18 protein-coding genes are annotated in these 20,036 nt (G+C 47.6%); 8 read left to right on the top strand and 10 right to left on the bottom strand.

Annotation, left to right across the window (positions count from 1 at the left end; all coding sequences use genetic code 11):
• Nucleotides 1-174: 174 nt before the first annotated feature.
• Nucleotides 175-1,131 carry a DUF6807 family protein gene (locus tag JJU34_RS18520; RefSeq protein ID WP_228693907.1) on the top strand — a complete coding sequence of 319 codons (957 nt, stop codon included), beginning with the start codon at nt 175-177 and terminating at the stop codon, nt 1,129-1,131.
• On the opposite strand, the gene JJU34_RS18525 is transcribed toward JJU34_RS18520, so the two are convergent.
• Nucleotides 1,113-1,721, bottom strand: a complete 609-nt coding sequence (locus JJU34_RS18525; protein WP_228693908.1) for an alpha-ketoglutarate-dependent dioxygenase AlkB — start codon at nt 1,719-1,721, stop codon at nt 1,113-1,115. The two genes, JJU34_RS18520 and JJU34_RS18525, sit on opposite strands and share 19 nt — an antisense overlap.
• A gap of 118 nt (nt 1,722-1,839) precedes the next feature.
• Here JJU34_RS18525 and JJU34_RS18530 point away from each other — a divergent pair, with 118 nt between their 5' ends.
• The 4 genes from JJU34_RS18530 (at nt 1,840) to JJU34_RS18545 (ending at nt 6,677) form a co-directional block, all read left to right on the top strand.
• The gene (locus JJU34_RS18530) at nt 1,840-2,559 is read left to right on the top strand and encodes an acyl-ACP thioesterase domain-containing protein (RefSeq protein ID WP_228693909.1); all 720 of its coding nucleotides are present in this window, start codon (nt 1,840-1,842) and stop codon (nt 2,557-2,559) included.
• Between the two features lie 353 nt (nt 2,560-2,912).
• Nucleotides 2,913-4,553: an acetolactate synthase large subunit gene (locus tag JJU34_RS18535; protein ID WP_228693910.1), complete on the top strand. Its 1,641-nt coding sequence runs from the start codon at nt 2,913-2,915 to the stop codon at nt 4,551-4,553.
• On the top strand, nt 4,550-5,947 hold the full coding sequence (locus tag JJU34_RS18540; protein ID WP_228693911.1) for an aldehyde dehydrogenase family protein: 1,398 nt from the start codon (nt 4,550-4,552) through the stop codon (nt 5,945-5,947). The genes JJU34_RS18535 and JJU34_RS18540 overlap by 4 nt, the downstream gene beginning before the upstream one ends.
• Nucleotides 5,948-6,065: 118 nt before the next feature.
• Nucleotides 6,066-6,677 (top strand): Uma2 family endonuclease, encoded by a 612-nt coding sequence (locus JJU34_RS18545; protein ID WP_228693912.1) that lies wholly within the window; start codon nt 6,066-6,068, stop codon nt 6,675-6,677.
• 139 nt (nt 6,678-6,816) lie between these two features.
• On the opposite strand, the gene JJU34_RS18550 is transcribed toward JJU34_RS18545, so the two are convergent.
• From JJU34_RS18550 to JJU34_RS18570, 5 genes are all read right to left on the bottom strand, one after another.
• The gene (locus JJU34_RS18550; protein ID WP_228693913.1) at nt 6,817-7,197 is read right to left on the bottom strand and encodes a hypothetical protein; all 381 of its coding nucleotides are present in this window, start codon (nt 7,195-7,197) and stop codon (nt 6,817-6,819) included.
• A 106-nt stretch (nt 7,198-7,303) separates the two neighbouring features.
• Nucleotides 7,304-8,131 (bottom strand): LytTR family DNA-binding domain-containing protein, encoded by an 828-nt coding sequence (locus tag JJU34_RS18555; RefSeq protein ID WP_228693914.1) that lies wholly within the window; start codon nt 8,129-8,131, stop codon nt 7,304-7,306.
• A gap of 310 nt (nt 8,132-8,441) precedes the next feature.
• A complete protein-coding gene (locus JJU34_RS18560) occupies nt 8,442-9,473 on the bottom strand; it encodes a ThuA domain-containing protein (protein ID WP_228693915.1) in 1,032 nt (343 codons plus the stop codon).
• A gap of 24 nt (nt 9,474-9,497) precedes the next feature.
• Nucleotides 9,498-10,109, bottom strand: a complete 612-nt coding sequence (locus tag JJU34_RS18565) for a Uma2 family endonuclease (RefSeq protein WP_228693916.1) — start codon at nt 10,107-10,109, stop codon at nt 9,498-9,500.
• Nucleotides 10,110-10,334: 225 nt separating this feature from the next.
• A complete protein-coding gene (locus tag JJU34_RS18570) occupies nt 10,335-10,943 on the bottom strand; it encodes a Uma2 family endonuclease (RefSeq protein WP_228693917.1) in 609 nt (202 codons plus the stop codon).
• A gap of 525 nt (nt 10,944-11,468) precedes the next feature.
• Here JJU34_RS18570 and JJU34_RS18575 point away from each other — a divergent pair.
• Together JJU34_RS18575 and creD are read left to right on the top strand one after the other, a co-directional pair.
• Entirely contained in the window at nt 11,469-11,645 is a 177-nt protein-coding gene (locus tag JJU34_RS18575; protein WP_228693918.1) for a transcriptional regulator, read from the top strand.
• Nucleotides 11,646-11,697: 52 nt separating this feature from the next.
• Nucleotides 11,698-13,026 (top strand): cell envelope integrity protein CreD, encoded by a 1,329-nt coding sequence (gene creD / locus JJU34_RS18580; RefSeq protein WP_228693919.1) that lies wholly within the window; start codon nt 11,698-11,700, stop codon nt 13,024-13,026.
• A 107-nt stretch (nt 13,027-13,133) separates the two neighbouring features.
• On the opposite strand, the gene JJU34_RS18585 is transcribed toward creD, so the two are convergent.
• Both JJU34_RS18585 and JJU34_RS18590 read right to left on the bottom strand, forming a co-directional pair.
• Complete coding sequence (locus tag JJU34_RS18585) at nt 13,134-14,489, bottom strand: Gfo/Idh/MocA family oxidoreductase (RefSeq protein ID WP_228693920.1); 1,356 nt, start codon at nt 14,487-14,489, stop codon at nt 13,134-13,136.
• 58 nt (nt 14,490-14,547) lie between these two features.
• The gene (locus tag JJU34_RS18590; protein ID WP_228693921.1) at nt 14,548-15,351 is read right to left on the bottom strand and encodes a PhzF family phenazine biosynthesis isomerase; all 804 of its coding nucleotides are present in this window, start codon (nt 15,349-15,351) and stop codon (nt 14,548-14,550) included.
• A gap of 259 nt (nt 15,352-15,610) precedes the next feature.
• Between JJU34_RS18590 and JJU34_RS18595 the strand changes: the two genes are divergently transcribed.
• Nucleotides 15,611-16,474: a serine hydrolase gene (locus JJU34_RS18595; protein WP_228693922.1), complete on the top strand. Its 864-nt coding sequence runs from the start codon at nt 15,611-15,613 to the stop codon at nt 16,472-16,474.
• Between the two features lie 63 nt (nt 16,475-16,537).
• Here the strand turns inward: JJU34_RS18595 and JJU34_RS18600 are convergent, their stop codons facing one another.
• Both JJU34_RS18600 and JJU34_RS18605 read right to left on the bottom strand, forming a co-directional pair.
• Nucleotides 16,538-16,975: a PH domain-containing protein gene (locus JJU34_RS18600; RefSeq protein WP_228693923.1), complete on the bottom strand. Its 438-nt coding sequence runs from the start codon at nt 16,973-16,975 to the stop codon at nt 16,538-16,540.
• 309 nt (nt 16,976-17,284) lie between these two features.
• Nucleotides 17,285-19,969, bottom strand: coding sequence for a PQQ-dependent sugar dehydrogenase (locus JJU34_RS18605; RefSeq protein ID WP_228693924.1), 2,685 nt, complete (start codon nt 19,967-19,969; stop codon nt 17,285-17,287).
• Nucleotides 19,970-20,036 lie beyond the last annotated feature (67 nt).

The raw sequence follows: 20,036 nt of genomic DNA on the forward strand, positions 1-20,036 counted from the left end.
GTACTTTGGTGGAACACAAGTGAATTTTCAAACAAGTTGTTTAAGAAAAACAATTTTTTAAGAAATTTTCTGTTTATTAGTAGTGATTATCAACAAAGCCATTAAACTATCCTTTGGCCATTCGGTCTATAAATTGGCTGCGCACTCCCATCATCAAACCTGTAACAGATACCCATGTTTGAATTTCCCCACCGTTATGGTACTTGGCAACTGACCTTGTCGCTATTTCTAATTGCCGCTACCGTTTCCTCTGCCCAACAACTAAGCTGGAAGTCCAATGACCAAGGCTTCGAATTAATCGAAGCAGGTAAAACACGCCTTTTCTATCAAACCGCCACCAAAGACAAAGACGGCAAATACCCACGCGCTAACTACATCCACCCGTTATATGATCTAAATGGAGAGGTGATCACCGAAGACTTTCCAGATGACCATTTGCACCACCGCGGAATTTTTTGGACTTGGCACCAATTATACGTGGACGGCAAACGGGTCGCCGACCCATGGGTAAGTGAAGGAATTTCCTGGAACGTGCAGCAGGTGACGCCTCAGGTCATTGACGAAGAACAGGCTCTATTGGAAGCTGTCATCACTTGGCAAGTAAACGGTCAGGAAGTCGTAGAGGAATTGCTCCACATGCACTATGAGCGGGTAGATCCGGAACTATACAAACTTACCATCGACATCCAACTAAAGCCCTTGGCTAAAAATGTACAAATCGGTGGGTCAGAGGACCCAAAAGGGTATGGCGGATTTTCACCGCGAATTAAACTTAGCGAGACCACTGGGTTTTACGACCAACATGGAGCGGTAGTTCCAAATGAATTGCCTGTAGCAGCGGGCCCATGGATGAACATTACCCGGCAAGGACCGGAAGATCCCGGTGTGGTCATTCTGGGAGAACCGGAAAAATTGCCCTCCTACCAGGGCTGGATATTGCGTAAGAAGAACAGTATGCAGAACATGGCCTTTCCAGGGAGGGAACCCTTGACCTTACCCGAAAAGGAACCTTATCTACACTTCAGAAACCAGCTGTTGGTTCACCTAGGACTCCAAACAGCAGAAATAGATCTGTTCCACCAAGATTTTGTAAGGGAAAGAAATCCCTCCGGTCAAGCCTTGGTCGACTGAATCACCCGAAAGGTAAGATTGATGCGAGGGAGCAAAACACCCTTCGCTTTTGGAAGCTGATGTTCCCAAAAACGCTGGCTTTCCCCCTTCATCAGCAAAAGGCTTCCTGAGCCAAGCATCAAATCCATCTTGGTGGATTTGTGCTCGTAATGGCGAAATTGAAATGTTCGCTCGGCCCCCAAGCTTACCGAGGCAATAACAGGGGCACTGCCCAGCACCTTCTCGTTGTCCCGGTGCCAGCCCATGCTGTCCGCACCGTTCCGATAATAGTTTAGCAACACGTGGGTAAAGGTGGTTTGTGCAAGGTCATCTAGCCGCTGCTTGAGTCTACGTAGACTGGAGGTGAAGGGCGAAGCTTGCATAGATATGCCGGAATACCCATAAGGGATCTCCGGATCCCCGCAAAGAGCCGTTAAACGGGGCTGCATAACCCGCTTGCCAAACATCCAGATTTCTTCCTGATTCCAATTGATCTCAGATTCCAATGCTAAAAAAAGATACTGACTTTCCTCATCCGTTAAAAATGAGGGGAAATAGTATGCCTCTCCCTGATAGGGAAGCAGGTTTTTGTTCATTAGGTTGTTTTGCACGATCCATCGTTTTGCTGAAATAACACGACCGAAGCGAGTCGGGTTTAAAAAATGATGATTTCTATCGCTACCGAGGCGTTGCTTTGCCATTCTATCCTTATTTTTGTCAAAAAGCAGCATGCGTTCCTCCCGAGACTTCCATTTTGTGAAAACGTTTGAGATCCTGTCATTCCAGGTCGACCCCCATGGAAAGCTCCGCTGGAGTGCGCTCGGTGATCTCTTTCAGGAAGTAGCTTGGCAACATGCGGATAGTGGTGACTTCGGCCAAAAATTGTTTGAAATGGGCTACCACTGGGTATTGTCCCGACTCCAGATTGAGGTTCAACAGCTTCCGCACTGGGGCGACATCATTCAACTAAAAACAGCTTCAAGGGGCATAGACGGGCTTTTTGCATTACGCGAATTCGAAATGGTAAACTCATCCGGCGAGGTGTTGGCAATCGGGATATCCTCCTGGCTCTTGTTGGATAGCCAAAGCAAACGGCCAAAGCGACCCAATCAGTTTCTACCGGAAGACCTATTTCCGGAAGTCGCCAAAGGAACCGTACTTCCTGCCAAGCTGCCATTACCGGAGGAAACTGAAATCGCCAAGATTTTTACAGTACAACCCTCCGATCTGGATATGAACAACCACGTGAACAATGTCACCTACATTCGTTGGATCGAAGACTACTGCCTGTCGAATAATTTACCTTTTGAAACGCTGGAGATCAATTTTTTAGCTGAGGCTATTCTGCACCAGAATGTGCAAGTTGCTGCCCAAAGCTTCGGAGAAGGACGAATGTTAGTGGGTGCGGTAAACAACGTTCCCATTTTTGTCGCCCGGTTAAGTGTATAATCCACGGTTGACCATCCAAATCGGCGGCCCGAGACCTGCAAATGGTCCCGATAAACCCCAAGTAAGCCGGATTTACCGAGGAATCGGCTAATATTTATGATTGGGGAGGGAAAGTTTAGTATACATTTTGTTACTTGTAAGGGAAAGGTAGAAATACCACCGCCTTTTTTGAACAACAATGCATCGCCCTAGCGATGTAAAACCTGCCAGACGGTTTGGAACCGTCTGGCAGGTGAACCTTAATAAATCAATTATAGACACATGAAATCGAGCACGACGCAAGCGACACACGGAGGGACGATTGTAATACGTGCGAGATTCCATCTGACCGCTAAAGAACAAATTATAAACAGATGAAAGCATCCGACCTATTTATCAAAGCCCTGGAAAACGAGGGCGTGGAATACATTTTTGGTGTACCGGGAGAAGAAAACCTTGACTTCCTGGAATCGTTGAGTGAATCTACCATTACGTTAATCGTCACCCGCCACGAACAAGGAGCAGGATTTATGGCGGCCACCTACGGACGCCTTACGGGCAAACCTGGCGTATGCCTCTCCACGCTGGGGCCCGGAGCCACCAATCTGGTCACACCCGCAGCGTATGCCCAACTGGGCGCGATGCCCATGATGATGATAACCGGACAGAAGCCCATCAAAAAGAGCAAACAGGCCCGCTTTCAGATCATCGATGTAGTCGACATGATGCGTCCGCTGACCAAATATACCAAGCAGATCGTAAACAGCAACGTAATCGCATCCCAGATCCGGGAAGCTTTTCGCTTGGCCACGGAAGAACGTCCGGGGGCGGTACATTTGGAATTTCCCGAGGACATAGCTCAAGAAGATTGCGCTGAAGAGCTCTTTGATGTGGTAGATTATATCATGCCCAAAGCAGACAGCAAAGCCATCGATGCAGCAGTGAAACTAATCGAGGAAGCCAAAAACCCCCTCCTACTGATCGGGGCAGGTGCCAATCGCAAAATTACCTGCCAGGCGCTTGCCCGCTTCGTGGACGAGACCGGCATCTATTTTTTCACCACCCAAATGGGCAAGGGTGTCATCGACGAACGCCACGAAAGGTACCTAGGCACTGCCGCGCTTTCCAGCAATGACTTTGTGCATGCCGCTATAGACGAGGCCGATCTGATCATCAACGTGGGCCACGATGTGATCGAAAAGCCTCCCTTTTTCATGAAAAAAGGAGGGAAAAAGGTTATCCACGTAAACTTTGCTCCTGCCGAGGTGGATCCGGTATATTTCCCTCAGCTAAATGTAGTGGGAGATATTACCAGTTCGGTCAACCTTCTGGCCGATGAGCTTAAACCCCAGTCTCATTGGGATTTTTCCTTTTATGCCAAAGTGCGCGAAGAAGTACGTGGCCATCTAAGCACCTACTTTAAGGATGAGCGCTTCCCCATGCTTCCGCAGCGATTGGTACATATTCTACGGGAAAATCTGGGCGACAAAGATGTAATCACACTGGATAATGGCATCTATAAAATCTGGTTTGCCCGCAACTACACTTGCTATCAACCCAATACCCTCTTGCTGGACAATGCATTGGCCTCCATGGGTGCCGGACTGCCCTCAGCGATGGCTGTAAACCTGCTCTATCCCGACAGAAAAGTGGTAGCTGTCTGTGGAGATGGGGGCTTCATGATGAACTCCCAGGAACTGGAGACGGCTGTACGCCTAAAACTTAACCTGACTGTCATCATCCTCAACGACTCGGCCTACGGCATGATCAAATGGAAACAGGAAGATATGGGCTTCCGCGATTTTGGCCTGGATTACCAAAACCCCAACTTTGTGAAATATGCCGAAAGCTACGGTGCACATGGATACAGGCCGGAAAGCGATGCGGACTTTAGGGAAATTCTCACACACACCCTTCAAACAGACGGCGTGCATGTAATTGACCTGCCGGTGGATTACTCCCTAAACCATCCTATTTTAAATGTAAAACTGAAACAAAAAACCTCGGAACTATGAGTAATGTGTTGAAAGTAACTTCACCCTATGACCATCACCTCATTCGGGAACTCCCAATGATCGATGCCAAAGAGCTGGAAGCCAAAATTCACACCGCATATTCTTTATTTGCGGATCCCTCCTCTTGGATTCCGGCGCACCGGCGAATTGCCCTGCTCGAAAAAGTACGTGAACTCATGGAATCACGCGTGGAGGAACTGACCAAACTAGCCGCTGAAGAAGGTGGCAAACCCTATCAGGATTCCAAAGTGGAAGTCATGCGGGCAATTAACGGGGTAAAGATCGCCACCGAAGAGATTGGCCAACTGGCCGGTAAACAAATTCCCATGGGCCTAACGGAAGCATCGGCTAACCGAATAGCATTTACCATGCGGGAACCTATTGGTGTAGTGGCTTCGATCTCCGCATTCAACCACCCCCTCAACCTAATTATACATCAAACCATTACGGCATTTGCAGCCGGCTGTCCGGTGATTGTTAAACCCGCCGGAACCACTCCCCTCTCCTGTCTGGCCATGATGGAAATCCTGGAAGAAGCCGGCATTCCCAAAGGCTGGGTTCAATCCGTGATCTGCGATAATGAGCTCGCCGAAAAACTCGCCACCGACAAACGGATCAACTACCTTTCCTTTATCGGATCCGCAAAGGTTGGCTGGTACCTGAAATCGAAATTGGCACCCGGAACACGCTGCGCACTCGAACACGGCGGTGCCGCCCCGGTTATTGTTGAAGACGATGTGGACGTAGAAGCCATCGTGCCTCCGCTGGTAAAAGGAGGGTTCTATCACGCGGGTCAGGTCTGCGTGTCTGTACAGAAAGTATTTGTTCGGGAATCACTGGCCAAGAGCCTCGCCGAAAAAATGGCGGAACAAGCCCAAAAGCTGAAGGTAGGCGATCCTCTGGACAAGGATACGGAAGTGGGCCCTCTGATCAAGGCTTCCGAAGTCGACCGGGTACAGGAATGGGTACAGGAGGCAGTAGGCAAAGGTGCCAAATTGCTCTGCGGAGGCAAAAAAATCGGCGATACCTGCTACGAACCTACTGTTTTGTTCAACCCACCCCACGATGCCAAAGTGTCTACCGAGGAAATATTTGGACCCGTGGTGTGTATCTATTCCTACACCGATCGGGAAGAAGCCATTCGACTGGCTAATAGCCTGGACTACCATTTTCAAGCAGCGGTATTTACGAAAGATATCGATATTGCCATGGATACCGTTCGGAAACTAAACGCAACCGCTGTTATGGTGAACGACCACACCGCATTCCGCGTAGATTGGATGCCCTTTGGAGGCCGGGATGCGTCCGGAGAAGGCCTCGGAGGCATACCCTATTCCATGCATGAGATGACGAGGGACAAACTCATGGTGATCAAAAGTAAACTGCTGCCTTAGACCAAGCTACTACTTCCCGGCCAAAGGTAATGGCCGGGAATTTTTTTTAGTCGTGTTTAAACGGAAAAAAATCCTATTAAGTCCGGAATATTTTACGAGGGATTGATTAAATTTAACTGTGGAAAACGAAAAAACCAAAGCCATTGTAAATGAACCCGATCTGAGTTACGGGCATTATTCCTACGCCGATTACCTCGCTTGGGAAATGGAAGAGGTGGTGGAGTTGATAAAAGGTAAAATATTCAAACGTGCCGCAGCCGCTCCGAGTCGCATCCATCAAAGACTGGCAGGCAACCTACACACCGAACTAAATCTGTTCCTAAAAGGAAAACGATGCCAAGCTTATATAGCTCCTTTTGATGTGCGGCTACCGGTCAAGTCCACCAAAAACGAAAAAATCCATACGGTCGTGCAACCCGACATCTGTGTCGTGTGCGACCTCGAAAAGCTCGACGACAGGGGTTGCCTCGGTGCACCTGATCTGGTAATAGAGGTACTCTCCCCCGGGAATAAGCAGCTGGAACTACAACACAAATACGAAGTGTATGAGGAATCCGGCGTGAAAGAGTATTGGCTGATGGATGCCCTGGGACAGACCCTTTTGATTTACACGCTGGTTGAAGGGCGGTATCAAAGTTCCCGATTAATGACTTCTGGAGATATGGCTAAGTCTACCGCAGTAGTAGGCTTCGAACTGGACTTAACAACATTTTTTGCTGATATCAAATAAATACGCAGCAACCTAAATGGCGACTCGTTGCAACTATCACAGCAATAAGGCATGCCTCAGGCACCGGTATAAACTGAACAAGCCCAAAGCGTAAACTTAGGGCTTGTTTAGTTTATAAGGAATTGATAATTGCTTGGCGTTACGCGTTATCTTTTTTCTTAATTACCAAGTTCATAATACCCTCGGGGGTATTAACCTTTCCGGTCAACTGGGACCCTTTTTGCTCCAAGACAGTCTTGACCACACTTCCCTCCACATAGATATCAAACGATAACTTCCCATCCTTAATGGCTACATTTTTTCCCGAAACCGACTGCCCATTTTTAAGTGTTATTGTTACTAGCGTCTCCTTTTCCTTGCTAACGATAAGTACCGCTCCCTCATGGTATGGATAGGGAGCATCATAGCATTCATACGTCCAACTTCCATCAAATTCCGAAGCAAAATCAACCGCAATTGCGGGGATGATATATAGTGGGACAGTGAATAAAAGAAAGAAAACCAAGCTCAATTTTTTCATAACATTACGTTTTTAGGTTAAACATGATATTTCGAAAGTATAGCCTAAAAACCAAATATGGTAAAAAAAGGGGTGAATTCCCTTAATTAGGGCCGAATAACCCCAGCTAGGAGAATAGTTGGCCAAACTCAGGGATAAACTTGCGTGATACAGGGACAACGGCGGTAGTACACTCCAGAATTAGGCTTACTTTACCTGACGTTTTTTTCACCATCTTTACATTTTGCATGTTAACCAAGTAAGATCTGTGGCACCGTTTTATCGGCAAATCCCTCAATTGCTCTGAGAGTCCTTTTAAGGAATTGCGCAATATTTCCTTTTTGACGGTACCGTTGTCTGCATAATGTATCGTGGAATAATTGTCCGCCGCTTCGATAAACAAAATACTGGAAAGCTTCAATGCCAACCTGTTGTTTCCATACTCATCCTTAAAATGTATTAGACTACTTGAGAAAACCGGAGATTTTGGTTCGTTTTGTTCCTCTTCTTGCTTTCTGAAAATCCAAATAAAACATAAGGCCAACGTGTAAGGAATCAGCAATCCCAGAAAAGTATATTTAAAACTTATAATATACTCCCGCAAAAAACCAGAATCACCGCTACCATATAGTACATGGAAAAGGAGCGCCAACAAGGTCACCTCGCAAAGCACCCAATACACAAAATGGATAATTCTAGTATTGCCTTTTACCAGCAACGGTTGAATAAGTAACTGTGAAAATGCTAGAAAAACACCTCCGATTACCCCAAAACCAGACAGACGCAAAAACTGGCTAAACCCCTGATCTGGCTCCCACTGGTCGATGTTAAATGGGGTATACAGGTTAATAAAAAGTATGGTAAAAGCCGCACACGCACCAATTAAAAGCACCTTTTCCCGGGTATTCTGAAGCAAATCAAAAGGCAAGGACAGGAATTTACTGATTTGATACATAAACCTAAAATTAAGAAAATACGAATTAGAAGCTGGCATACACACTGCCTAACTCTGTCTGTAGTCTCCAGACTGTATTTTTTTGCTAAATTAATCAATGAACTCCAAATCTCTGCCGCTGTTGGCTTGCCGCTAATAATTCAACCATTTTTTAAACGGAAAGCCTTGAAGGCCCCAAAATCAAAAAGGCATGAAGACTCATGCTTGGCTATTGAAGGTACGCATTCTTCTTAAAACCAATGGTTTAAAACATCCTATTCATTCGTACACAGAAACAGGGGTACCTCAAACTATCCGTCCCAAATCCAGTCTACTCCAGCTTAAAATCCCTACTGGTAGATTTTTCGGCGCTAGGAAAATCAGCAGGTATGGGAATGGTAACCTTCCCGGTCGCGGCCCATTCAGCACCCCTTACAAAAGAAACGATAAATCCCACACTTTCGATGGAGTAATCATCGTGCGCAAGCGTTGTATGAAAAATTCGACCTTCTCCGTAGTCTACCACCATCAACATAGGTTCGTGCCGATCGGTGGGCGGATTGCTCGAAATGTCCTTTCCAGTGGCCAAAATGGTCATATTATCGGCCGGCCCCCGCAATTTGGCATAGCATTCATCCTTGGTGGTCAACCACACCTCAGGCATTCCGCTCGTGATGGGATGATCCTGGACACGCACGGTAATGGGAAAAATATGGCTGGGCCCATGGGCACCACTATTTCCCGGAGAGTGGTCCCGTACGAGTTCCCCTTCGTTGGTATAATAGACATAGGGCCCATCCTTTTCGGAACGATCGCCCCAACCACCCAGACCAATCATCTTGTTGTATGCTGGCCAGTCGGGAAATGAATTGTCTGCGGCATGTACGGAAACAAAGCCTCCACCCGCAGCAATGTATGCTTCAAATGCTCGCTGGGTGCTTTCGGGCCAGTTTGCAGCCTTCCATCCAAAATTTGAAATCACCACATCGTAATTCTCGAAGGCAGGGGAAAAATCCGGATCCGCTTGGGGGTTCTCCAAGTCGGTTGTTTCGCCTACTCCCGCCAAGGGCAGGTAGTCGGATTCCCTCTTTGCATTCCAGGTATACTGGGTTCTCTGGATGTCTACTTCAAAAAACCCGGTCTCCTCCAGGTACTGCTTCATCATGATGGTAGATTTGGGCCATACCTCGTGGTTGTTTTGCCCATCCACAATCAACGCCCTTAGTGGCGACCTACGCGCAGATAGAGAACCGTCGTTTGGGTCAGATGCACTTAGGTTATCTTGACGGTCGGTTTGAGTGCCCTGGCATCCAGCCAATCCCAGGGACACCAATACCAGTACAATAAAGGAGAGCGTTTTCATTTTTTTATTTCAAAGATGCCTGTATTATTTAATATCACTAAAAAACTCTTCCAAATCCAGTTTAAACCCAAGAAGCACACATGACTCCACCACGTCCCCGGAAGTTAGCAGCCGGGAAGGGACATAGCGACTATTTTCCAGCGTGTAAATGAGCAAATCCTGCGTTTCTGCATGGATAATCCAATATTCCCGAACCCCATGCGACTCGTAAAGCTCGTACTTGTGCTTCAGTTCTGTTTTACTGTTGCCGGGCGAAAGGATTTCCACGATAAGGTCCGGTGCCCCCAGGCAGCCACGATCATCCAGTTTTGCAGGATCGCATATCACGCAGATATCCGGCTGCACTACGTCGAAAATTTGCTTATCATCTTTGGATGCCTTTGGAAATCGAACATCAAACGGAGCGGAATATACTTGGCACTTCTCTTTTCCTTTCAGAAAAACACCCAACCGTAAAAAAAGCTCTCCCGATACCTTTTGGTGAATCCTTCTGGGTGCTGCTGCAGCCTTTTTAAAAATTCTACCCTTGATCAGCTCGACCACCTCGTCCATATTCCAAGTGAGGTAGTCGGCATAAGAATACCGGCCGTACGCCATATCTGGTTCTTTGACGACTTCGGGCTTATGATCATCCATAGGGTAAATATACTGATTTTGCTCCCTTTAAAAAAATCAAAAAACGCGCTATGCTACTCGGATTCAGCCAAAAATTAAACACCAACTACATAGCCAATTATCGATTTTATTAGCTCCCTGATAGCAATGTTGCTCTCTAGAGTATCTCGTATAAATAAACCATCGTTTAAGAATGGATAAGGGACGTTTTTTGGACTCAAATGGTTTATTTCCTAAGTGCGTCAATTACTTAATATACGAAAAAAACTCTTCCAAATCCAGTTTAAACCCAGGAAGCACATGTGATTCTACCACATCCCCGGAAGTAAATAGCCTAGAAGGCACGTAGCGGCCATTTTCCAGCGTGTAGATTAGCAGGTCGTGGGTTTCTGCGTGAATAATCCAATATTCCCGAACCCCATGCGACTCGTAAAGCTCGTACTTGTGCTTCAGTTCTGTTTTACTGTTGCCGGGCGAAAGGATCTCTACGATCAGGTCCGGTGCACCTAAGCAGCCACGATCATCCAGTTTTGCGGGATCGCATATTACGCAGATATCCGGCTGCACCACGTCGAAAATTTGCTTATCTTCCCTGGATGTTTTCGGGAATCGGACATCGAAAGGGGCATTATACACCTCACAGGTCATACCCTTTAGAAATCCAGCTATTCTAAGCGACAATTCGATAGAAACCTTTTGGTGAATCCTTCTGGGTGCTGCTGCGGCCTTTTTAAAAATTCTACCCTTGATCAGCTCGACCACCTCGTCCATATTCCAAGAGAGGTAGTCGGCATAGGAATAGAGGCCGTACGCCATATCTGGCTCTTTGACGACTTCGGGCTTATGATCATCCATAGGGTAAATATACTGATTTTGCTCCCTTTAAAAAAATCAAAAAACGCGCTATGCTACTCGGATTCAGCCAAAAACCAAACGCCCTAATCATTGATAATACCTTTAGTACAGAGGACGGGTATCCGTTCATTGATGAAGTTACTGATGAGAAATTGATTCAATACATTGGAGGGATCTGTAAGAATTCAGATTTCCAACCTGTTAAAATTTGGAGCCAAAAAAAGCATAAGGTTGAAAATGCCGAGCGGTATTGGTGGCATTAATTGTCGCTCCTTTGGTACTCAGTTAATTAACATCACCAAAGGTGCAAAATCAGTAGCCTTGGGCAACGCCCAAGGAAGAATGGAAGTTCACCATCGGAGCGCCAAAGGCGCGGAATCAATAGCCTGAGGCATCAACCGAACACCCCGCCGCTTTGGAAAATCAGTACAAGCGAAGCCGACCTTATCCGATCCTAATGAAAAATGAGTGCTTCATCAGCAGCGTTAGCCTGCCAGACTAAAAGGGATAAGTCCATAAAGGTCCTTGCATGCAACGGATGGCAACCTCGCCAGCCACCTCAAACAACTGGAAAAAAACGACTATGTTTCTTATACCAAAACCTTTCAAGACCGAAAACCACTGACACAATACCGGGCAACCGATGCCGGCCGACAAGCATTTCAACGACATCTCGCTGCCCTTGAGTCTCTACTGAAGTAAAAAAATTTAACCATTGACTTTGCATTTCAAAGTACTTTAAACAAAACTAATCATGGAAACCATTCAGGTAAAAACATCCTTCATCTCCCGGTTTTCGGTGATGATTAAGCTCATGGTAATCGGCTTTCTCGGCCTGGCACTGCTTATTCCCACTGCCTTTATCCAGGAAATCATCCACGAACGGCAGCGCTATAGCGAAGAGGTAATGCAAGAAATCCACCGTCAGTGGGCCAACCGACAAACCCTTTCCGGTCCGATTTGGTCTATACCAGTGTCAGCTACTGACACCGAACTTACCACCCAAAAAGAGGGCTCAAAAAAGTACTTACACCTCACACCAAAAAATCTACTCATCAAAGGCTCCATAGAACCCCAAACCCTCAAACGAGGCATCTACGAAGCCGCCGTATACACCTCTCAATGGGAGCTAACAGGCATAATTCCACAGCCGGATCTGGCTGGCAGCGGCCGCGCCTTTTTAGAGGGTCTACACCCATTCCTCTCCTTCGGAATCAGTGACCTAAGAGGTATTGAGGACCCGGTAATGGTTCAGGTGGCTGGCAAAATTTACGAGGTGCATCCGGGCTCCCTGGTGCCCGAACTACACGAAAGTGGCTTTCACGTACAGCTAAATCAGTTAGATATTTCCCAGACAAAGGAGATCCCCTTTACCATCTCTTTTCGTCTTCGCGGCAGTGAACGTGTGGGGGTGTTGCCAATGGGCGCATCCACCGCTGTCACTTTGGAGTCCACTTGGAAAGATCCAAAATTCAGCGGAAATTTCTTACCGATCGAGCGTGAAATCGGGGAAGGAGGATTTGAAGCAATTTGGCAAATAGCTGAACTGAACCGAAATCTGCCCAAGTCCTGGATCAGCGGGGATCTCCAGGTAGCCCCATTCGACGCCGAGTTTGGCGTGGACTTTCTCAGTCCCATGGACCACTACCGAAAGGCCATCCGATCGGCCAAGTACGCCATCCTCACCATTGGGCTGACCTTTCTCATGCTCTTTCTGGTGGAAACAGTAGGCAACAAACCCATCCACCCCATCCAATACGGCATGGTAGGCTTTGCCATTTGCCTGTTTTACCTGCTATTGGTGTCGATTTCGGAACATACCGCTTTCAATATTGCCTACTTTATTGCAGCACTTTCGGTTATACTGACCGTCACCGCATACTCCATCCCCCTATTTCAAAGTCGCCTCCTGACAGCTGTTCTGGGATCTATACTGGCACTGAGTTACGGATTTGTATTCCTTACGCTACAATCCCAAGACTATGCCCTGCTCATAGGAAGCTTGGGGCTTCTCATTGCCCTGATCGTTACCATGATACTTACCAAAAATGTAAACTGGTACTCCGTAGCCGATAAAACGTAAAAACTGTGGGGAGTAGTTGAAACCCAGTTCCCGCACTGCTCCCCTATCTAAGACGTTAAGGATTGAGCCTTTTCATTGTTGCCTGGTACTGTTTTTTTTACAAAAAGCTACACCGCCGGAAGTTTCCATCCGTGATGGTAGTCAGGTACGATCAGCCCGTTTGCAGGGGCATGGCCCACAAATTGCTGCTGAGTGGCATCCCAGTCCAAGGAACCGGCCCCTGTTCGCGCGAGTACATTTCCGAAATGGGCGTATAAAGCTACATTCCTACCGATCTCAACCGAACAGTTTGGCAGTTTTCTACTGAGTACACAGTCCAAGAAATTGTTCGCATGTAGGTCCATGTCACTGCGCCCACTTCGCAACTTAAACGCCTCGGCTTGCTCAGTATCCGTTTCTTTTCCCTCCGGGTACAGGGTCCAATCTTCCCGGTCCGCGACTATGGTGCCTCCATCACATACATATTCTACGCCATAGGACTTCTCATAGGGACCCCGCTCAATCCCTCCATTCTGCTGCCATTGGATAAGGAAGTCATCCATTTGGTACAAAACTGACTGGGTATCGTAGGTCTCCCTGGCGCGGTCCAGTCCGCTAAGGTTCATGCCAAATCCGCTCACCTTGGTCGGCTCCTCCGTAATATCCTTGGCCCACAACGCCATGTCCAAGAGGTGCACGCCCCAGTCGGTCATCAGTCCCCCTCCGTAATCCCAAAAATGCCTCCAGTTGCCATGAAAACGGGAAGCATTGAACGTTCGCTCCGGTGCGGGACCTAGCCAAAGCCTAAAGTCCACCCCCTCCGGAACGGCTGTATCGGGAACCTTCGGTGCTCCTGCCCCATAGGCAAAATTCGCCCAGCAATTGACCCTGCGAAGGCCACCCAGTGCCCCCGATTTTAAGTAATCCATCAAGCCGTTCCAAACGTCACCGCTTCGCTGTTGTTGACCTACTTGAACTACCCGTCCATACCGCTGTGCAGCGGCCGCTATGAGATTGCACTCATGGATCGAATTGGCAAGGGGCTTTTCCACATAGACATCTTTACCGGCTTCCATCGCATACACCGCATGCAGGCAATGCCAGTGGTCGGGACTGCCTACTATCACCGCATCGATTTCTGGGTTTTCCAGCATTTTCCGGAAATCAACGTACAGTTTGGGTGATTGGCCCGTTTCCTTCTTCAACTCGGCGGCACGACGTTGCAGCACTTCATCGTCCACATCGCACATGGCTACACAAAGCGCCCTACCCGTTCGCAGGATTTCCCGCAGCACGTTGTAGCCCTTGTTTCGGCAGCCGATTACGCCAACCCGAACCAGTTCATTGGATGACTTGCCGGTCTTAGCCCAGGCTAAGCTACCGCCTGCTTCCAGGGCCAGGTAACCCAGACTGGAAGCCTTTAAAAAAGATCTTCTCGTAAATCCCATTTTATGCCATTGATTAGGCTGCTTTTCCGTGTTCATTCGGCACCCCGTCTACCAACCTGGCAAAAAGGGGTGCAACTTCCCGCAGCGTTTTTTTCTACATCTCCAAGGTGAAAAACCCTTCAAACATTTTCACCGCATTTCCTTTTAGAAGTACCCGATTGTCGATTCGGGAAAGCCCAAGTACCCCGCCCCGGCTACTGGCTTGGAAGGCCGTAAAATGCTCCTTGCCAGTTTTCCGGTGCCAGTAGTCTACCAGCGCACAGTGGGCAAACCCGGTCACCGGGTCTTCGGGTATACCCAGATTGGGGGCAAAATACCTGGAAACCACGTCGTAGTCTCCATACGATGCGGCTGTCACGATAATCCCCTCCTCGCTATGATGGGTAAGCTCAGACCAAACCGGTGTGACATACTCCACTGCCCTAGGGCTTTCGAGCTCCAAAATCCAATTTCGCTTTAATCTGGCTGCTCCAACAACCTGCTGTCCAAAAAACATTTCCGAAAAGTAAGGGTGCAGGGCGTCTTCGGTACCTATCAGGGGAAAGTCCAGCACGATGGCAAAATCTCCCTGCTGCCAAGAGGCCTTTAAGGGCCCACTCTTAGAAGAAAATACGATTTCCTTGTCTTTATCGACCAACTCTGCGGTATATAACAGAAATGCTGAGGCCAAGGTAGCGTGCCCGCATAAATCCACCTCCTTCTCAGGCGTGAACCAGCGGATACGGTAATTTTGTTCGTCGATGGTCTCCAAAAAAGCCGTTTCGCTCAGATTTACTTCGGAAGCAATACGCTGCATCCATTCCGGCGAAAGAGAACCCGGCAGCAAACAGATGCCGGCGGGATTACCACTAAATGGCTGATCGGTGAATGCGTCTACGGTAACAAGCGGAAGTTCCATGAGGCAAAACAGGTTAATGGGGGCAAGATTTCGCTGCTGATCAGCCTAAGTTGGTCAATTTTCTTCAAAAATCCTATGCCAGAAAGTGAATCCATCGGCGCTTTCGAGTGCCTCAGCCGCTCCCCGTTAACGCGAACCGATCAATCTGTAAGCCATCGCCTATCGTACTACGGCAAAAAACGAAGCAAAATCAAGCATCAAGACTTGCTTGAATGCCCCTGCAATAGTAACTTTCCCTTCGATCAATTCGCTTTATGCCATGCGCAGTTTCCATTTTGCTTTCGTTTTGCTTTTTACATTGGTAATACTCCCGTTCGTTTCTCAGAGCCAAACCCTCCAGGCAATCCTCGAAAAGGAGTTAACTACCTTTAGAGGCACCGCAGGCCTTTATGCGCTGAACCTGAAAACCGGCGAAGAAATCGCTATAAACGCCGATACGCTGTTTCCCACCGCTAGCATCATCAAAGTTCCTATCTTAGTGGGAGTGTTCGATAAAATCGAGCAAGGAGAGCTGTCCTATACCCAACCGCTACTGTACCGCGATTCTCTAAAATACGGCGGGTCGGGACTCATGCAGTTTTTTAGGGACTCCACCGAAACGGACCTGAGCGTATTGGTTTCCCTAATGATCACCTATTCCGACAACACCACGTCACTTTGGTGTCAGGCACTCGCAGGAGGCGGGACCGCCATCAACGCACTCATGGAAAACCTCGGATTGGTGCACACCCGGGTAAACTCCCGGACACCGGGACGGGAAGCAAACCGCGAACAATATGGATGGGGTCAGACCACTCCCCAGGAAATGGCCCAGCTGCTGGTAAAAATCCGAAACGGGGATGTAGTCAGTCCCAAAGCGTCCGAACGCATGTACCGCTTGATGACCAATATCTATTACGATGAAAACGCGCTTTCACAGATACCACCCTATATACAAACCGCTTCCAAACAAGGCATGGTCAACGCCTCCCGGTCTGAATTGATTATGGTAAATGCTCCCAGCGGCGATTATGTGTTTTACATCGCCACCAAAGACAACGAAGACCAGCGCTGGGAGGAAAACAACGAATCCTATGTGCTCAAGCGGACGGTATCCAAGCTGCTTTGGGAGGCTTGGCAGTAGCCTTTTCAAGGGCAGAATTAACCTTTTAAACCAGAACCATTTCAGAATCAAAATGCAGGCTGCTTAAGCTCTCGCTGCGTGATTCACTTGTATGGCCGGGTTGAGTGCCAGCAAATCGCTAATTAGCTCCTCATCGTCAGCAGGGGCGATAAACACATCGTCGTACCGGTTGTATTTGATAAGTAAGCCACGGTTGGCAAGCGCGGCCCGTTCACCTACCCACCGGGTTATTCCAACATCAATTGATTTAATTGAATCAACGTCCACTTCCCCCTTCATAAAACCTGCTCGATAAAAAAATGATTGACCCTGTATCCAATACTTGGTGTTCAACAGGTGGTAAAGAAGGTAGGCACAGGGAAATAACAAAAAAGAGGTTGATCCCAAAATATCCGGAAACACCTTGTCTGAAAAATGCCAGCGAATAAGTAAGAAGGCTAACAAAATCGCCAATACCAGATGGATCAACAAGCCTTTTCTGGGTTTATAATGCTTTATCATAATTCAATTATTTATGGGTTACATTATCTCCTAAAAATAACTAAATTTAACAATAAAATCACCTAAGTACAGCTTTAAATGTTACATATACTCAACTTAAGTAATAAAAATGATATTATATTTTAAAAATAAGAGAATGGACTATCGACCCGTTTGAGATGCTGCCTAACCGAACGCGCAGTCACGGTTTTGGAAGCATAGAGGAAAATCCAAAAAATCTTTAGCCACTATCAAAGCCGTCATACGGCAAATACCGTGGCGAAACCACGGATTTAAACTTGAAAACCCGTTTGATCACCGAAACGTCCCTTAACTCCTTCCGTCAAAATAGACCGTGTTCAACAGAAATGAGCTCCATATGCTTACACCCGTCTCGGTCTGAAACACAAGGTACAAGTCTGCTACCTGATCATAAGTTTCAAGTTTAACGGAAACATCAAACCACTTCCCGGTCTCTTTTTCCGGTTTGAGTTCGTTGCTGATCACCCCACTTTTACCCACAATAGGTCCGTCAGGGCTATGAAGTCTGACTTCAAACCAACCCGTTCTATTGGAAGGATCAACGGATAATTGAATCCCACCAACATACTTAAGATCAACACGTTCGAAACCAATATACGACTTGTCCTCTGTGAATTTGACTAATCTGGAGTCCTCAAAATTTGCTTTGGCGGCACCGTGAAAAAAATCTGCATTCGCAGCCAAGACCAAAGGATGCCGGAGCATCAACTGCTCCCGGCGTAGGATGGGAGAAATTCCGTTGGCACCTTTATCCCGATAGCTGGCGGTCAGCAGATAGGTGCCTTGGGCACGGTGTTGGTCTAGCGTCACTTCTCCGGAAATACCCAATCTGTTTTTTTGACTGATTGCTGACTTTGGAGAGAGGGACAGCACATAATCGAGCATTTGAACGATATCCCCTTCCTTCAGGTGGGCATGGGAAGGCATCAGCCGATCACCCCATACACCTCCACCTCCGTTAATCACTTTTTGAAGGAGGATTTTTGGAGCTTCGGTGACGGCCGAATAGCGCTCTGCCACAGCCTTGTAACTAGGCCCAACGGAGGCGTTTTCTAAGCCGTGGCAGGCGTTGCATCCGCTTTTCACCAACAGGTTTTGCCCCAGAACCTGCGTACTGTTTTCGGACTGCTGATGACCCATTTCAGCAATTATTTTGTCATACCCTTCCTCCAGAAAATCCCAGGTAACCACCACCTCGTTTTCTGAAATGAGACCATCCTCTTTATCTTGTACGTCAACGCGATACGACAACGTAGGTTTACCCCAATAAAAACTTCGGTTTCCTTCCCAAGTAAGCTGAATTACCGGCGGTTCATTCCCTACGGCAATGGGTATTATGGTCTGGCTTTGCAGGCCTTCACTATCTCGAACAGTAAGAATGGTATTGAATTCGCCGACCCGTTCAAAGACAAATACCGGATCATCCTCCCGAGAGGTATTACTTCCATCCCCGTAAAAATCCCATTCAAAGGTAAGGTTATCCCCATCCAGGTCCATACTCCCGGCACTGCTGAACTGTACCTCTAAAGGTGCGGCCCCCTGCTTGACATCCGCACTGGAACGGGCAATGGGCTTCCGGATTCCGGGGTTAAACTCGATCCGGTAAATACCGGAATCATCGTTTTGGGAATTCCAATAGGTGCCATATTCCAGCACATACAATGCCCCATCGGGACCAAACTGCATATCTATGGGCTTGTCAAACTGGGTAGTTGGCATAAATTCCTCCAAGCCTGCAAAATCACCTTCCTCATCGAACTGAACGGCAAAGACCCAATTCCTCATCCAATCATAGATAAACAGCTTCCCGTCGTAATACTTGGGAAATTTGACCGCCGTATCTGCAAAAAGGTCTTGGTAATACACCGGTCCCGCCATCGCATTCCTGCCGCCTGAACCCAACATGGGAAACTCCTCCGAATCGGCATAGGGATACCAGATCATCGCCTCCTGTGCAGGCGGCAGCACATTCACTCCCGTATTATTGGGAGAATGATTCACTGGCGCGGCGGGGTCATACGCAAAGACACTCTCCCCCTTTTCAAAGTCATAATACCAATAGGGTTTATTGTCTCCGACAAAGTAGGGCCAGCCATAAAATCCGGCTTCTTTGGCCTGATTGACCTCGTCATGGCCTCTGGGTCCTCTGCCTAGGCTGTCGTTCTGAGCATCCGGCCCCACCTCACCCCAATAAAGAAACCCGCTTTTCGGATCCACCGAAATTCGAAATGGATTTCGGTTGCCCATCACGTAAATCTCGGGCCGGGTATTGGGCGTGCCTGCCGGAAAAAGATTCCCATCCGGTATGGTGTACGTGCCGTCAGACTGAGGAGTGATTCGTAGGATTGAACCCCTCAAATCATTGGAATTCGAGGAACTTCGCTGGGCGTCCACATTTTCCGGTCGTCCCGGTCTTTCATCGATAGGATTGTAATTGTCCGATTCAAACGGCGTAGTATCATCGCCCAAGGATAGAAAGAGGTTGCCCTTGCTATCAAACTCGATGGATCCCCCACTGTGGCAACAGCCCCTAAATTGCGGAATTTCCAGTAAAACCGCCTCGGAATCCGGGTCAAGGATATCCGATACCAATGTAAACCGCGACAACCGATTGATACTTTCCTTCCCCTCGGGAGAATAATACAGATAGATCCAGTGGTTATTATAAAAGTCCGGGTCCTTTGCGAAACCAAGGAGGCCGTCTTCCGACTCAAAATATACTGGAATAGAGCCTATATCCTTTACCAGGCCGGTCGCCGGTTCAAACATCCGGACTTTACCTTTTCGTTCTATAAAAATGATCCGGCCGTCCTGCAGTACTTCAAATTCCATGGGTTCATCCAGCCGCTCTACCAAGGTGACTTTGGTAAACCGGCTTTCTTCGGGTTTATCAGAAACAAACTTCTCCGGTTCCGTTGCGCAGGAAACCAAAACAATACCTAAGATGACTAAAATAAGGTAGTTAGGGTTCATATCTTTTGAAATTATGGAAATATACCAAAAAAACCCAAATAAGACCTAAAGTATCCATACTCAAGAG

The sequence above is a fragment of the Lunatimonas sp. genome (assembly GCF_020832325.1).
GTDB lineage: Bacteria > Bacteroidota > Bacteroidia > Cytophagales > Cyclobacteriaceae > Lunatimonas.

Bases quoted from the DNA above. Each gene is read 5' to 3' on its own strand.
- JJU34_RS18520 (WP_228693907.1), top strand. From the start codon at position 175: ATGTTTGAATTTCCCCACCGTTATGGTACTTGGCAACTGACCTTGTCG.
- JJU34_RS18530 (WP_228693909.1), top strand. From the start codon at position 1,840: ATGCGTTCCTCCCGAGACTTCCATTTTGTGAAAACGTTTGAGATCCTG.
- JJU34_RS18535 (WP_228693910.1), top strand. From the start codon at position 2,913: ATGAAAGCATCCGACCTATTTATCAAAGCCCTGGAAAACGAGGGCGTG.
- JJU34_RS18540 (WP_228693911.1), top strand. From the start codon at position 4,550: ATGAGTAATGTGTTGAAAGTAACTTCACCCTATGACCATCACCTCATT.
- JJU34_RS18550 (WP_228693913.1), bottom strand. From the start codon at position 7,197: ATGAAAAAATTGAGCTTGGTTTTCTTTCTTTTATTCACTGTCCCACTA.
- JJU34_RS18555 (WP_228693914.1), bottom strand. From the start codon at position 8,131: ATGTATCAAATCAGTAAATTCCTGTCCTTGCCTTTTGATTTGCTTCAG.
- JJU34_RS18560 (WP_228693915.1), bottom strand. From the start codon at position 9,473: ATGAAAACGCTCTCCTTTATTGTACTGGTATTGGTGTCCCTGGGATTG.
- JJU34_RS18565 (WP_228693916.1), bottom strand. From the start codon at position 10,109: ATGGATGATCATAAGCCCGAAGTCGTCAAAGAACCAGATATGGCGTAC.
- JJU34_RS18570 (WP_228693917.1), bottom strand. From the start codon at position 10,943: ATGGATGATCATAAGCCCGAAGTCGTCAAAGAGCCAGATATGGCGTAC.
- creD (WP_228693919.1), top strand. From the start codon at position 11,698: ATGGAAACCATTCAGGTAAAAACATCCTTCATCTCCCGGTTTTCGGTG.
- JJU34_RS18585 (WP_228693920.1), bottom strand. From the start codon at position 14,489: ATGAACACGGAAAAGCAGCCTAATCAATGGCATAAAATGGGATTTACG.
- JJU34_RS18590 (WP_228693921.1), bottom strand. From the start codon at position 15,351: ATGGAACTTCCGCTTGTTACCGTAGACGCATTCACCGATCAGCCATTT.
- JJU34_RS18595 (WP_228693922.1), top strand. From the start codon at position 15,611: ATGCGCAGTTTCCATTTTGCTTTCGTTTTGCTTTTTACATTGGTAATA.
- JJU34_RS18600 (WP_228693923.1), bottom strand. From the start codon at position 16,975: ATGATAAAGCATTATAAACCCAGAAAAGGCTTGTTGATCCATCTGGTA.
- JJU34_RS18605 (WP_228693924.1), bottom strand. From the start codon at position 19,969: ATGAACCCTAACTACCTTATTTTAGTCATCTTAGGTATTGTTTTGGTT.